Origin of the sequence: Planktothrix pseudagardhii, from assembly GCF_904830925.1 — a bacterium.
GTDB classification, from domain to species: Bacteria; Cyanobacteriota; Cyanobacteriia; order Cyanobacteriales; family Microcoleaceae; genus Planktothrix; species Planktothrix tepida.
This window is the reverse complement of record NZ_LR882967.1, coordinates 154,049-168,858: the sequence shown is the minus strand read 5'-3', so window position 1 is coordinate 168,858 and position 14,810 is coordinate 154,049. Positions and strand designations below refer to the sequence as shown.

The window sequence follows — 14,810 nt, the reverse complement described above, 5'->3', positions numbered from 1 at the left end:
TTAAACTGCGAGTTAAGTCAATATGCGAAAGAATATTTGGGCGAATCTACCAAAGGACATCTTGCTAGTCGGTGTTCTGAGCGTGGGGATGGGGACAGCCGCATCAGTGGTTTTTCCTGGGGGTGGTCTCGGAACTCCATTAATGGGAAGTACCGCCGGGGCGTTGGTTGGGACGGCGGTTTCTAGTAAACAGAAAGAACAAGAGCTTAAACGGAGTCTACAAGATTCCCAAGCCCAAAAAGATAAAGATTATCAACTGAGTTTACAAGACTTAAGCAAACGGAAAGACCAAGAGTATCAATTTCGTTTACAAGCACTGGAAAAACAACTCGACACACAACGAAATTGGCAAGAATATCAGACTAAATTGATTAGATTAAAAGATCAGGTAGAAAGTCTGGAACAAAAACAAACAAATTTAGGGGAAGTTCAAGGGAAGTTAACGCAAAAACAATCAGAATTACAGGAAGTTCAGGAGAAATTAACCCAATTAAATCAAGAAAAACAAGATTTAGAAAATCGTGTTTATACTTTGCGTCAAAATCCTCCTAATTTATCAGAATTAGAACAATTAAATACTCAAGTAGGTCAGTTAAGGCTAGAAAAAAGTCAATTAGAGGGTCAGATTACTGGTTTACAATCTCAGAATCAATATTTACAAGAAATTGAGCGATCACTTCGTGAAATTCAAGCTAATTATATTGTAAAAAATGCCGAATTGCAACAATTAATTGCTGATATTGCCAAAAAACAAGAGGAAACAAAAACCCTGGAACAAAGAACCGTACAATTAGAATTAATCCGAGCAACCTATGATAGTTTATCTCTGGAAACACAACAGTTTGAAACTCGAATTAAGCAACTCCGTCCTGAAATTGATACTTTAGAAGCAGAGAAACAAAGAATTCTGCAAGCAATTCAAAATCACACATTAGATTATCAACAAATAGAAAGAGATAGACAAAGAATTAGAAATTTGAGTTTTGAACTTCGAGAAAAAGAATCTCAAAAACGAGAACTTGAACAAATTGTACAGGAGTTAGAAGGACAGCAATCAGTAGTATTGGGAAAAATTCAAGGTCTCAAAGCAGAGAAAGAGGAACTTCAAGAAGAAATTAATCTGATGAAAAATTTGAGGGAAAGTACAGAAAATACGGCGGATTTTGCTTTGCGATCGCTAAAAGATCATCTATGGACACCGAATTCAAATCCAGAGTGGAATCCAAATCCAGCAGAAAACGTTTTTTTAGATGGGTTTATGCGGCATTTAGAAGCCAAAGGATTAGCATTTCCTCGGCGGGTTGTTTATGCGTTTCATACCTCTTTAAAAGTGCAAGATATTTCTGCTTTAGTGATTTTAGCTGGAATTAGTGGAACTGGAAAAAGCGAACTTCCCCAACGATATGCAGACTTTATAGGCGCACAACAGTTAACTTTAGCAGTTCAACCTCGATGGGATTCTCCTCAAGATTTGCAAGGGTTTTATAACTATGTGGAGAAGAAATTTAAACCGACTGATTTGATTCGAGGAATTTATCAATATAACCATGATCAAGCGATGAATAATCGGATTGTTTTGGTATTATTAGATGAAATGAACTTAGCCCGTGTAGAATATTATTTTAGTGATTTTCTCTCGAAATTAGAAAGCCGTCGTTCGAGTCCTACCTTTTTAGAATTAGATGTGGGTAGTTTACCAATTTCTGAAGCACAAAGAAAGTTAAAAATTCCCAAACAATTTTTATTTGTGGGAACTATGAATGAAGACGAAACGACTCAAACGTTATCGGATAAAGTGTTAGATAGGGCTAATGTTCTCACCTTTGGAAAACCTAAAACTTTACAATTAAGCAAGACGAGGACTACTGAAGGTCAACGTCCTGTGTATGTCAGCTATTCAAGCTTTGAACAATGGTTCAAAACGCCGGATCAAAATTCTGAGGTGGTTCAAAAAGTTAAAGATTATTTAGATCAGGCGAATAACATTATGGAAAGCATCGGACATCCTTTCGCCCATCGAGTCTATCAAGCAATTACTCAATATGTGATTAATTATCCTGGGGTTTCTGACTCAAATTCTGAGAAATTTCGCTTTGCTTTAGTCGATCAATTTGCTCAAAAATTGTTACCAAAACTTAGAGGATTAATGATTGATGATTACCCGGAAGAATTAAATAAATTTGCTAGTTTAATTGAACAATTGGGCGATACTTCCTTAACAGAAGCATTTATAAAAGCGCGAGGTTCACGTTCTCGTCAGTTTGAATGGAAAGGATTAATTTATCCAGAGGAGGAGTAAAGGCAAATGAAGTTATATTCTAGTATTTTTGATTATTTGAATCAACAACGTGAAGTTAGTATTGATCATCTTTTTGAAGCCAAAGATCGCCCCTATTTGGTATTGGAAACAGATGATATTTTATCCCGATGTCCTATGTTAATTGACCAAACCAATCAGGTCTATGAAATAGGTTTTCCTTGGTTAAATCCAACGGATTTAAAACATAATAATTGCCAACTTGAAACTCAGTTGAACTTGGAAATTAACTTGCAATTATCTGTTTTAAAAATTCGAGGTGAAGTGTTAGATCGTGCTACTATTGAAGAGGACAAGCAATTAGAAGAATGTAAAGATAAATTAGGCGATCGCTTAGATGACAAAGTTGCTCAACTATTACAAATTTTTACGGGATTATGTGAAAAGATTTTCACTGAAAAAGTAGGAAAAAATCAAAAAGTTCGAGTGCTGGAGTTACCCGAAAAGTTTCAACAATTCCAGACTGCTGATGCTGTTAAACCTTTAATTATTGCTTTATTAAATAAGTATAATTTAGACAAAAACTTACAAATTATTAGCCCTAAACTGAGACAACAACTCAGACGAAAAGCCGAATTAATGCCTGTTGGAAAGATTCAAGAAATGGATGCTTATTGTTTAAGAGATTATACCCGTCGTCCGGGTTTAACCGCCGCAGAAAAAGCCGGATCTCGACAGGAATTAATGGGGATAAAACGTCACCAAGATTATAATACACCTGAAAATCAGTTTCTGATTTATTTTGCCGGAAAAGTTCTTTACCGAGAATCAAATCTTTATAAAATTTATCCAGAATGTGAAAAATTTTATCAAACAATTAAACAGTTTAGACAACAACCAACTGTTCAACCGATTTTAAAAACTTTACACCGTTTTAAACCAGGTAAACCCAATTATGTGTTATTACAAAATCCCATCTATCATGGTTTTTATCAAGCCTATTTAGATTATATTGCCAAACGGTCAGAAAAAGAGAAGTTATGGACAGTCAGAAATCAACTGTTAAAGGATGTGATTTATTTAGCATTTACCACAACATTTTTGCGATTTAAAGATTCTTATGTTGAACCTTTAAGCTATTTAACAGGTTCTCTGAGTCCTAAACAGGGACAATATTTAAACCATCATGATCAATTTTTCCCTAAAATTCGTGTGTTTTTACGAGATAAAGTCTATGTATTTCAGATTCAAAAATCCAGAAATATCAAATTAGGAGATTACTTAATGACGGTGGAAGTTCATGATTTAAAAACATCGGAACTAAAAGTTAAAAAACTGCGATTTCCCATCTGGATATTCTGGTATTTTCCCTCACAAGAAATTCGGAAACAAGCTGCTTCATATATTAAAAGATTATCAGATATTGAATCAGCGATTATCTTGTATTTACATAAACCGCCTAATTCTGCATTAGAAAAAGGTAAAATTCAACGAATTACTAATCAAAAAATTTGGGTTTGTCAAATTCCTGACCCGATGTTAGCTAATGGGTTTGAGCAAACATTAAAATTAATAAGTATTTTAATCAAAAATAAATTATTAAACCATGATCAATAAACAGCAATTTTGGCAAGGATTAAAAGCACAAATTAACGATTTTGGAAATAACCCAGAATGGCGTTTAAGGTTGTTAGAACAGTTGGTTAAAACTCAAACTGAGTTAACATTACCGACGGAATTAATTGTTGAAACAATCTGTAACTGTGCGGTTTATTTACAAGAGCGATCGCAACTTAATTTTACCACAGTTCATCCCGTTTTACCGCTTTCTCCTCAACAAATCCAATCTTTAGAAATGGGATTATCTAATAGTCCGATTACGGTGATTTCTGGTTTACCCGCAACGGGAAAAACTCGCATAGCGTTGAATCTTGCGGATGCTGCGATTAAAGATGAAAAACGTATTTTAATTTTAAGTCATTATCCGAGTACATTAACTGCCTATCAACAATTACCTGGATATCCTTATTTATTGTCGAAAAATTCGAGGAATCAATCAGCAATAATTGAACGGATTTGCCGCGATCATTTAGCACAACCAAAACTCAATTATTTACCACTTTACTGTTTACCGGATACTGAACTAGAACAGTTGCGATCGCCTGCTAAACTAGAAAGATATTTACCCTTAATTACTACCCAATCTATCCCGCAACTCGCCCAAACTTTGAGCTTAGAATTTCCTGATTTAAGTGAATCAAGGTTAAATTGGTTTGCTTATCAACTCAAGAGACTAGAACCCTTATTAAGACAGCAACTTACTTTAGTTCAATCCTACCAAAATCTATCAAAAAATGCAAGAGAAACTCTGGTGCAGTATCTAAGTAAAAATCTCCTTAATCCTTGTTTAGCAACGGTTGAAGAATTTATGGGTGTTACTGGTCAAACCCTCTGGCAAAATTTCTATGATTTAATTATTATTGAAGAATCTCAACAGTTAACTTGGGTTGAATTAATCTTAATTTCAGGATTAACCAATAAATTAGTATTATTAGGTGATGAAAATACCGGGTTTATTCCTGCTTCTCGGAATCGAAAATTTTTCCAGCGTATTCTCTATGGTTTTCCTTGGTTATTGCAATATTTACTTCCTACTTATACTCTGCAACTTTCAGAACAATTTCGTTTACATCCCGAACTAGCAACTACAATTTATGACACCTTTTCCCCTGAATGGATACAAACAAATTTTCAACAGATGAGTGATTATTTTCCACAATGGGAATATCGGTTATGGTGGGAAGATATTCCTAATCAACAGGAAGGAGAAAAAATCTTAGAATTTTTAAAAAGTTTGGATTTAGAATTAATTCCCAAAATCGGAATATTAACCTTTTCGGAAACTCAGCGAGATCAGTTAATTGCTAATTGTCCGATTGAGTATACTTCTGTTATGATTAAAACAGTTACAGAATGGCAAGGAAAAGAAGCATCTATTGTCTTAATTTGTTGTAGTGGAAACCCTGAAATTATTCCTATAGAACATTGGAAAATTGCCTTAACCAGAGGACAAAGTTACTTAATTTTATGGGGAGACTATGAAAAATGGACTCATGCAGTTTCCCGATTAAAACGAATGAAATTACCTAGAATTCGTCAAGGAGTATTATCATGAAAATCCATTATCAAATTCAGGGAAAATTTTACCGTCAATTGGTAGAAGGAAACCTTTTATCTGATGTATCTTTATGGCAATTATTACAAGAAATTCAAGCAGTTGCTACCCAAACTCATCGACGAACTCCGCAGCTTTTACGTCAATCTTTTGGGTTAGAATTTATCCCTAATTCAGTCTTAACGGATTTATTAAAAATTGCTAATGGACTCACTCAGGAGGATCAACTTTATCAATCTTCTAGTTTAAAACTATTATTTTCTAGGGTGTCTAACTTAAAAGAAAGCATTGCTAACCGTTATATTTATCAATTTATTAGTTCAGAAATTACCTTGGATTTGTTAGCTGATGATCCTCAATTTCCTCTATTTAATGGCAGTGAAACTCAACAGGATGGGAGTTATACTGTTGTTTTAGATCAATCTTATTATCCAGGGTTATCCTTAGAAATAGCCGAAAAAATATGGCAAGAAGCAGAAACTTTTTGGCAGAATTTACCCAATTATCAAAAAATTGATCGTTTCTTGAGAAGCATTGATACTCAGGAGGCAGTTTTTAGAATTAATGACCAATTAAGATTAGGGATAAATTGGCAAGAATTACCCTTGAGTTTAAGAGAAGCAATGATTAGTTTACGAGAAGGAAATACGGACATTTTTGATCAGTCAGAATTAACTCAACAATTGATTCAAGAATATCAAGAGCATTATAGGATTATTGTTAGTCATTTTCCTGAAAATCCTCCTCTGAAACCTAATCTTTCTCCTGTCAATGAAATTTGGGTAAGTCGAAAAAATCGTCCTCTATTTCAAAAAATAATTGCTCAAGCGGAGAAGTTTTTACTAATTTCTAGCTATATCCTCGAAGATGAAGCATTAATTCATCAAATTTGTGAAAAATCAGCAACTCTACCGCAAGGAGTCTGGATATTAACAGATTTGCGGGATGAAGTTGTGGATAGAATTGATCAACAAGTGACGATTTCTAAGTATTTACCTGAACATTTTAAACGTGCTGATGAACGCAAAAAAGATTGTCTACGTCAATTGTTAGATGCTAAAGTTAAGATCAGAAGCGGTGCATTTCATTTAAAAACTTGCATTTCTGAAAATGATGGTTACTTAGGATCAGTGAATTTGACAAAAGGCAGTTTAGATGTTAATTTAGAATCAGGAATTATCTTTAAAAACAATGAAACTTACCAACAACTCATTAATGTATTTCGTTATTTTTGGCAATCTTCTAGTCGAGATCATGTAATTCCTGTATTGGGTTTTGATGGGTTTGAATTGCGAACTATCAAACGTTATCGTCAAGAACCTTATCCGGCTTCTTCTACTTTACTAACTCCCTCTCAATATTATAATGATCTTTTAAAAGAGTTAAGTGATTTTGAAGGAAAAGTCATAATTTTTAGTCGGAGTTTTCAAGCAACTGCTGAATTAAGATCCCAATTACAGCGTTTAAATAGTATAATTTATATTGACCAAGAAATGAGATTTTTAGATTCCACTATCAATATTAAAAGAGTGAAAAATATACACGCAAAAATCACAATATTAGGAAATAAAATCGCTTATATCGGCGGAATTAACTTTAATTTTTCTCTAAAACATCAAAAAAGTTATGATTTAATGTATAAAACTAAAGATTCTCAAGAAATTAGTCAAATTATTAACACATTAAAAGGTTCAAGATCATGACTCAACTCTTTAATTTAGAATCCTATATTAAATTATGTCAATATGCTTATCGGTTTGATAAAAATCCTGATGAGTTAATTCATTCTATGGGAAACTTACCCAGAAAATATAAACAAGAATTAATCACAGAATATGGAATGATTCCCTACCGAGTTGAGTCCGTTATTTTGAATCACCGTAGTCAACAATTAGAAATTAAAACTAATGAAAATAATTTTCTGGGTGAGAAGTTAACCCAAACCGGAATACAACGGTTATTTATTATTAGAGATACAATTGACTTGTTAACTTTAAGTACCAGTCAATTTTTAAATTATCAAGAAACTTATTTATATCAAAGTGCCTATTATTATTGGAATTATTATCAACAATTTAAACATCTAAATCCTGATAAACCGTTAATATTTATAGATTTAGATTGTTTGGAATGCGATCGCTTAATTCCCATTCAACGAGATCAGCAGAGAATTCCTATTCTTAATACAAAAGAACCGTTATTCATTCAAACGCCTTTTAATACTGTTGAAACATATAATCAAATTTGTAGAGATATTGCTATTAAAATTTTAACTAACTTTTTCCCAGATGGTAATTTAGAAGAAACTGCGATCGCTCATCTACAAAAATATTTACAAAAAATTGCAATAATTGAACAAATTCCCTATGGTTTAAAGACAGAATCAATACCTATTATTGTTGAAATTATGGATTCTGATCAAATCTATTATAAACAAGTCCAGTTAAAGCTGGCAGATCTTGAAAATATTGTTAATAATAGAGTTGATTTTTCCAGCTTAGAAAAAATAGTAGATCCTAATTTTCACTGGATTTTAATTTCTCAATATAATCGGTTTCCCATTATTAAACAGCGACTTCCGCAATTTTTATGTGTCAGTTCTGATCATCAAACTTTTCCTAGAGTATGGGAAATGAAACAAAACTCTAATTTTCCCTTATTTGGGATTTATTTAGATACCATTGAATTTGAAATTGGAAACAAAGATAAAAATAATAATCCTATTACCCAGTGGATAAAATTATCAGATCAAGCTATTTCCTATGAAGGTACTCAACAAACATTAATAGGAATTATCCCCGAAACCAATCAAAAAGTATTCCGTATTCCTAAAAATACTAATCCAGCAAGACTTCCCATCAAAGTTAATGGTAAAGACTATTTAAAAAATCAAGTTCCTCAAAGTTATGAAATTTTTATTGAAAACTTTCCGGGTACAGAAGATATTGAAATTGAAATTAAATTTATTCTCAAACCTGATGCACCTCCTAAACTTGAAGTCAGTGATATTAGCGAAACTTATAAAATTACCTCTAAACTGGTAGATCGAAAAGAAAAAGAAGTTAAATCTTTTAGTTATATTCCTTCTAAAGAGATTGATTCGACTAGAGAAAAAAAATCTTCAGAACAAATTAAAAAAATCACTAAAAGTCATCTAATTGCTCAATTAAAACCTGTTTTAGAGGAATTATTTAGTGAGTTAGAAATATTTGCTAGTAATCCATCGAGACCTATTAACTATAACACTATTACTCAAAAAATACAACAAGTTTACATGGCTATTCCTAAAAGGAAAAGCTTTCAATATATTAACGTTTTTTCTTCTGAAGCTGAAATCAAAGATTTAAGACAAATGTTTAACAATCCGATTTTAAAAAGAATTCCTGCTTTAATTATTCAATCCTATCCTAAACAGAAGAAGTTTATTGGTATATCTATAAAATTTATTGAAAAACTCTATGGTTTTTCAGAAACTTGTTCTTTATATGAAAATTTTAAAGATTTTATAGATATTAATATTTTAAGTAATAAAGAATTTAATTCTAAATATTCAGAATCTTTGGCTAGAACAGCTATCAGTGAATCTCAACAGCAACAATATTTTAGTCTATTTGATTCTAGCTATCGCTCCTCAAGTAATCAATATTTATGGGGATATGCTCGAATTTTATTGTGGTATTATAACTTTCAAGCAAAAGCTGAGAAATTCAACTATAAAAATCATTTTTTGTTAATAACTAACTATCTCCTGAGTAAACCCGCTAACCAATTTCCTTATCAATATAAACAAAATGCCTTTTTAGCTTTATGTTATTTGCTGACATTTCAAGAAATTGATCAAGATTTTTTTACAGCAGATTCTCAAGAAAAACAACAAGCAATTCAAGTCATTAAACACTTTGAGAATGAAAAACTGATGTTAAATCAAGTTAGTCGAAGAAAATCTTTAAATCAACTATTTTCCGAACTAATTGAAGGAAAAGCGTCTCAATCCGATATTGACGGAATGATCCAAGCAAGTTAAGTTGTAATTAATAGGGAAACTACACCGAAGTAGAACCTAGCAACAAGAAAACAGTTTGTTGTTGGGCTTTAGCCCCTAGAAAGATAGGCTGAAGCCTAACAACAGGCGATCGCTTTTCAACTACGTTACAATAAAATCCTGATCAAGATGTAGGTTATAATTATGACCCAAACTTCGTTAAAAACACTTTATGATATTGATTTTGCGCTGTGGATTGAAGATACCGTTAATCAGTTAAAATCTCGAAATATTGAAAATTTAGATTGGGAAAATTTAATTGAGGAGATTGAATCTTTGGGAAAGCGGGATAAACGGGAATTAGAAAGTCAGTTAACGGCATTATTTGAAGACGCTTTAAAACGGAATTATGTACTGTTACCAGATTGTTATCGAGGATGGGAAGTCACAATTAATAGAACTCAATCCAATTTAAGAGATATTCTTGCAGATTCACCGAGTTTGAGGAATTATTTACAAGAAATTTATTTTAATTGTTACCTGGAAGCGTTGAATAATATGCAGGTTGAATATGATGTAGAATTTCCTGATGTTTGTCCGTTTCCCCAGGATGTAGACAGTTTATTAACGGGGAAATTTTGGGAAACACCCCTATAAAACCCCTAATTCAAGGATTCTAAAAATGCTTGAACACTCCCATCCGGCTGTAAAACTAACCGAATTTTAGGGGTTTTTCCTGACTCCAAAGGAGACACAAAGGGTTTTCCTATTTCTGGGAAATCCAATTGTTTTTGACGATTAACCGCAGGTTGACCCACCGGGTTAATACTTTGTAAAGAACCATCCGAATTAAGGGTTAAACTATATTGTAATGTGCGTTTTAAATGTTTAGGCGGATACCAAATATTTTGGAAATAGTTTCTAACTTCTGCCACTTGCGGAATTTGATCAAATAGGGTGGTATCCTGTTGACGAGTAGCGGCAATACTGCGCGGACGTTTATTCAATTGAGCTAAATAATTTTCTTCATCAGTATTAGAATTTTCAGCAGAAAGATTTGACGGTTTTTCAGACGTTTTTTCAGGAGAAGGAACTTCTAAAATAATCGGGGTTTGTGCATTTTTTAAAGTGGGTAATTCAATGGTTTGGGGTGCAAAGAGTACCGGGGGAGATGGAGGCGGCGTTTGAGGTTGAGTAACTGCGACGGAGGGCGGTGGGGGTGCGGGTGCGGCGAGGGGTGGCGGTGGGGGAGGTACAGACCCATCCCTTGCTGGAGAGTCCTGGGGAATAATGATTAACCCTGGTTCCGAGGGGGTTAGGTTGGGGAAGGTTTGGGGGGATACTGAGTTGGGAAATAGGGGGGCGGGGACGGGGAGAGGGGCGGTATTGACGGGGGGTAAATTGGGGGCGACTTTGACTTGAGGCGCAGGGGGAACAGAGGGAACAGGAAGGGGGGCTAAGGTGGGAGGGGGTAAGGGAACAAGATTAGGGGGCGGAATTTGAACGGTTTGGGACGGTTGGGTGGCGGTTTGAGTTTGAGGTTGGCGATAGAGATTAATCAGTCTAATTAAACCTGTTAAACAACTAATAGAAATTATAATAAATAAAATCGTTTTTAACCATTCCGGTGTGGTTTTTTCTAAGGATTTTAGATTCGGTAATTGTTCGGCTTCCGTTGCATATTCGTCTAAGGCGGTGGCGAGATCAAAGAGTTGTAAAACGCTTAAATGAACTAAAGACTGGGCAGAATTATCGGATAAATTACCTAAAAATAAATTATGATATAATAAGCCATCGGGTTTAATGGTAATTTCAGAAGGTTCGCCGTCAAAAATTACATAAGCTGGGGTATTTTTAGTGGAAGAAGTCAGGGATAAAGTTTCAGATTGATGAGTAGATTTTGGAGAAAAATTAAGAAAATTTTGAATATAATTTTTAATAACTGTATAGAGGGTTTCTAGTTGGGTGCGATCGCCTTCAATGGTAATATGATCGGCATCGGGTAAACGCGGATCATCAAAGCAAAGTTTAAATTTAAACTGTTCTAAAATCGGTTGTTGTTTCAGACGAGATAGAAAAGAACGTTTCGCCTGAACTTCTAAGGTGCAAGTTGGGGGGGTATAGCGTCGAATAATCATCATAATATCTTAACCATTAAGGATAAACTAGACTGGCGACTCTATCAATGTTAACCATAATTGTTCATGGCTATCGGGTTTACTATAAAATAATAAATCAATCAGTAATTTAATGGCTAGGGTATCAAGGTCTAAGGGGGTTTGAGGGTTTGAGGTCATCCATTGTTGATAACTGTCATTAAAGGTATCTAAATATTCCCGTAGCAAGGTGACTTGACGAAATTCTGTTTTTTGATGTGCCATTTGTTCCACTAACCCTAATGCACGGCGAATTAACACTTGATCCTGTTGAGCAATATAACAAATAATCAGAACCAGCGATCGCATTTCTTCAATGGATAGAGGATTTTGGTCTGAATGTTTTTGTAATAATTGAATTTGATCAGGAACAGAAGCCTCTATTTTTAGCAGAGTTCCGACTTGTAAAATAGTTTCTAAGGCTATTCCGGTTAAGGCTTCAATGGCTAATAATGATAACTGAATTTTAACCGTAATTTCACCCCATTGTTCGGGTTGGGGATCAAGGTTTAAATCGTCTCTATTTGGGTTTGATTTTTGCTCATCATTAGCATCAGAATTTAGCATGGACTCAGGGAAAGAATTGTACAACAACCTCTTTTAATGAAAGGGTCGCCGTAGAGACGCGCCATGGCGCGTCTCTACAGGGGTTAACATCAATCATGGACATTTTACCCCTAAACAGTCAATGATTTAACCCAAAAATTAGCGATTTACTAAATAAGCAATTGTAACACCAACGCCCCCGTCATTTTGTGGAGCTAATTCAAATCGTTCTACTAATGGATGGTTGGTCAAAAATTCATGAACTCCCTTTCTCAGTTGTCCGGTTCCTTTGCCATGAATAATCCAAATTGCTCCAAAATCATGAATTTGACCTAACATTCGATCTAGTTCGATTTCGGCTTCCGAGGTACGTTTTCCTCGAAGATCAATTGTATTTTTAGACGTTCTAACAATAGGTTGTTCTGGTTTTTGTTCCTTTTCAGGAGTGGGTTCTTTTTTCCGTTCTGGGGGTTTAGGAATAGTCGGTTTTAACCCTTCTAAGGACTCAATTTCGGCTAACCCTACAGTCATTTTCATGATGCCAAAACGCACGGTAATTTCACCATCAGAAGTCGGTTCACTTAACACCTCAGCCGTTTGACCAAACCGGGGAATTCTAATCCGATCTCCGACTTTCGGTTTAAACTCTGGGGGCGGTTTAGGGGGTTCTTTTCGAGAGGGTAAATACTGTTGGGAAATTTGATTTAAAGCCTCCGTTGCTTGGGTGGTATCTTGACCCGTTGGGGTTCCTTGTTGTAAGCGCCGAATGACTTTGGCAATTTCCGCTTTTGCTTGAATTAATGTTTCTTGAATTGCCTGTTCTTGAACTTGCTTTAACTCCCGTTCTCGTTGTTTTAATGCGGCTGCTTTTTGGGCTAATTCCTGATGCAAACGTTCTGTATCTTTTAATAACTGACTAGCGGCTTTAGCTTTGGTTTCCTGTTGACGACGTTGGGCTTCTAACCCCGCAATAACTTGATTAACTTCCTCGGAACTTTCCCCGACATAACTCGCCGCTTGTTCGACAATTTCTGAGTTTAATCCTAAACGTTTGGCAATGGTTAACGCATTAGAACGCCCTGGAATTCCCCATAATAATCGATAGGTGGGTTGTAAGGATTGTTCATCAAATTCAACGGAGGCATTTTCAAACCGTTCATCTTCATATTTTAACGATTTCAGTTCGCCAAAGTGAGTGGTGGCAATAGTTAATAAGCTATGATCCGCTAAATATTGTAAAAGGGCGATCGCTAAAGCACTGCCTTCCGTTGGATCGGTTCCTGCCCCCACTTCATCTAATAGAATTAAACTCGAAGATCGAGTCTTTTCTTCAGTCTCACCTTGAGAATTAATCGCAGCTAAAATCCGGCTAATCCTGCGAATATGACCGGAAAATGTTGATAAACTTTGCTCAATGGATTGTTCATCTCCAATATCGGCTGAAACTTGCTCAAACCAAGGTAATTCTACGGGTTCTCTGGCTGGAATAAATAACCCCACTTTTGCCATTAATGCTGCTAATCCAATAGTTTTTAAAGTAACCGTTTTACCCCCGGTATTAGGGCCAGTAATGGCTACAACTCGAATTTTGGGATGAATTAAAACATCAATGGGAATAACAGGGAAGCCTTGTTCCTGTTGCTGTTGCCACACTAATAAAGGATGGCGAAGTTGTCGGAGGTTAATAGGATTTGAAGTTGCCTCTTCTGAGGATTCTACATCAATAAATTTGGGGGGATTCGCTTCTAACCACAGGCTATAACGAGCTTTAGCAACGGCTAAATCCAAAGTAGTGACAATGATTAATAATCGTTCTAAATCAGGTTTAACCGCTCCAACTTGTTCGCTTAAAGCTTGTAAAATAATTTCTTCTTCGGCTTTTTCTTGCCGTTGAATTTGTCGGAGTTGATTATTGAGATCAATGGTGGCTTTCGGTTCAATATAGAGGGTTGAACCGGTGGTTGAGCTATCATGAACAATCCCTGGAATTGCATCTTTTTGAGACGCTTTTACAGGGATAACAAAGCGATCGCTCCGTTGGGTAATTAATTGTTCTTGAACTGCATTAGATTTTCGTTGAATAATATTTTGTAGAATCCCATAAATTCGATCTCGAAGACTGCGTAACCGTCCCCGAATTTCTCCTAATTTAGGGCTGGCGCGATCGGCAACATCTCCCCGTTCATCAATACAGCGATGAATCTCCTGTTCTAATTCAGGATAGGTTCGCAATTCTGAGATTAAGTCTGTTAAAATAGGAATATCAGATTGGTTATCAATACTACGTCTTAACTGCCTTGCACCTGCTAAAGTCGTTGCAATATTAAGCAGTTCATTTCCTGATAACATTCCTAGGCGTTCTACCCGTTCTAAATAAACGCCAATGTCTTCAATTCCTTCAAATTTTAAACCCGTTTGTCGCAGTTCTAAGGTGTAAGCTTCTTTAGTTTGAGCTAACAGTTGCAGGGTTTGGTGTACAGTCGTGGGAATCTGTAAATGCTGCGCCGCCACAGCACCGAGTTTTGTCGCCGTAAAGGTGGATAAATGGCGACATAACCGTTCCCATTCTAATAGATCTAGGGTTTCTGTTTGAATCAATGCCTCAAAATTTAAAAGTGTAATGTTGACATACTACATCATTGTAACTGATTTGGGAATTTTCTTCAATCCTCCCTAGGAAGAGATAGGGTGGAA

General features: G+C 35.2%; 9 protein-coding genes. 6 read left to right on the top strand and 3 right to left on the bottom strand.

Features of this window, described 5'->3' with window-relative positions; all coding sequences use genetic code 11:
- Positions 1–22 precede the first annotated feature (22 nt).
- The 6 genes from NMK36_RS00625 (at position 23) to NMK36_RS00600 (ending at position 10,071) form a co-directional block, all read left to right on the top strand.
- Positions 23–2,299 carry an McrB family protein gene (locus NMK36_RS00625; protein WP_254172761.1) on the top strand — a complete coding sequence of 759 codons (2,277 nt, stop codon included), beginning with the start codon at positions 23–25 and terminating at the stop codon, positions 2,297–2,299.
- A gap of 6 nt (positions 2,300–2,305) precedes the next feature.
- Positions 2,306–3,874 (top strand): DUF2357 domain-containing protein, encoded by a 1,569-nt coding sequence (locus tag NMK36_RS00620; protein WP_254172760.1) that lies wholly within the window; start codon positions 2,306–2,308, stop codon positions 3,872–3,874.
- On the top strand, positions 3,864–5,432 hold the full coding sequence (locus NMK36_RS00615) for a hypothetical protein (RefSeq protein ID WP_254172759.1): 1,569 nt from the start codon (positions 3,864–3,866) through the stop codon (positions 5,430–5,432). The genes NMK36_RS00620 and NMK36_RS00615 overlap by 11 nt, the downstream gene beginning before the upstream one ends.
- Positions 5,429–7,135 (top strand): phospholipase D-like domain-containing protein, encoded by a 1,707-nt coding sequence (locus NMK36_RS00610; RefSeq protein WP_254172758.1) that lies wholly within the window; start codon positions 5,429–5,431, stop codon positions 7,133–7,135. The genes NMK36_RS00615 and NMK36_RS00610 overlap by 4 nt, the downstream gene beginning before the upstream one ends.
- The gene (locus NMK36_RS00605) at positions 7,132–9,456 is read left to right on the top strand and encodes a hypothetical protein (RefSeq protein ID WP_254172757.1); all 2,325 of its coding nucleotides are present in this window, start codon (positions 7,132–7,134) and stop codon (positions 9,454–9,456) included. Before NMK36_RS00610 ends, NMK36_RS00605 begins: the two co-directional genes overlap by 4 nt.
- Before the next feature lie 162 nt (positions 9,457–9,618).
- Positions 9,619–10,071 carry a DUF29 domain-containing protein gene (locus tag NMK36_RS00600; protein WP_254172756.1) on the top strand — a complete coding sequence of 151 codons (453 nt, stop codon included), beginning with the start codon at positions 9,619–9,621 and terminating at the stop codon, positions 10,069–10,071.
- A 5-nt stretch (positions 10,072–10,076) separates the two neighbouring features.
- Here the strand turns inward: NMK36_RS00600 and NMK36_RS00595 are convergent, their stop codons facing one another.
- The 3 genes from NMK36_RS00595 to NMK36_RS00585 form a co-directional block, all read right to left on the bottom strand.
- On the bottom strand, positions 10,077–11,555 hold the full coding sequence (locus NMK36_RS00595) for a DUF4335 domain-containing protein (RefSeq protein ID WP_254172755.1): 1,479 nt from the start codon (positions 11,553–11,555) through the stop codon (positions 10,077–10,079).
- A 24-nt stretch (positions 11,556–11,579) separates the two neighbouring features.
- Positions 11,580–12,137, bottom strand: a complete 558-nt coding sequence (locus NMK36_RS00590; protein ID WP_254172754.1) for a DUF3038 domain-containing protein — start codon at positions 12,135–12,137, stop codon at positions 11,580–11,582.
- 138 nt (positions 12,138–12,275) lie between these two features.
- The gene (locus NMK36_RS00585) at positions 12,276–14,714 is read right to left on the bottom strand and encodes an endonuclease MutS2 (RefSeq protein ID WP_254172753.1); all 2,439 of its coding nucleotides are present in this window, start codon (positions 14,712–14,714) and stop codon (positions 12,276–12,278) included.
- Positions 14,715–14,810: the final 96 nt, after the last annotated feature.

Coding starts and splice junctions, on each gene's coding strand:
- NMK36_RS00625 (WP_254172761.1), top strand. CDS start 23: ATGCGAAAGAATATTTGGGCGAATCTACCAAAGGACATCTTGCTAGTC.
- NMK36_RS00620 (WP_254172760.1), top strand. CDS start 2,306: ATGAAGTTATATTCTAGTATTTTTGATTATTTGAATCAACAACGTGAA.
- NMK36_RS00615 (WP_254172759.1), top strand. CDS start 3,864: ATGATCAATAAACAGCAATTTTGGCAAGGATTAAAAGCACAAATTAAC.
- NMK36_RS00610 (WP_254172758.1), top strand. CDS start 5,429: ATGAAAATCCATTATCAAATTCAGGGAAAATTTTACCGTCAATTGGTA.
- NMK36_RS00605 (WP_254172757.1), top strand. CDS start 7,132: ATGACTCAACTCTTTAATTTAGAATCCTATATTAAATTATGTCAATAT.
- NMK36_RS00600 (WP_254172756.1), top strand. CDS start 9,619: ATGACCCAAACTTCGTTAAAAACACTTTATGATATTGATTTTGCGCTG.
- NMK36_RS00595 (WP_254172755.1), bottom strand. CDS start 11,555: ATGATGATTATTCGACGCTATACCCCCCCAACTTGCACCTTAGAAGTT.
- NMK36_RS00590 (WP_254172754.1), bottom strand. CDS start 12,137: ATGCTAAATTCTGATGCTAATGATGAGCAAAAATCAAACCCAAATAGA.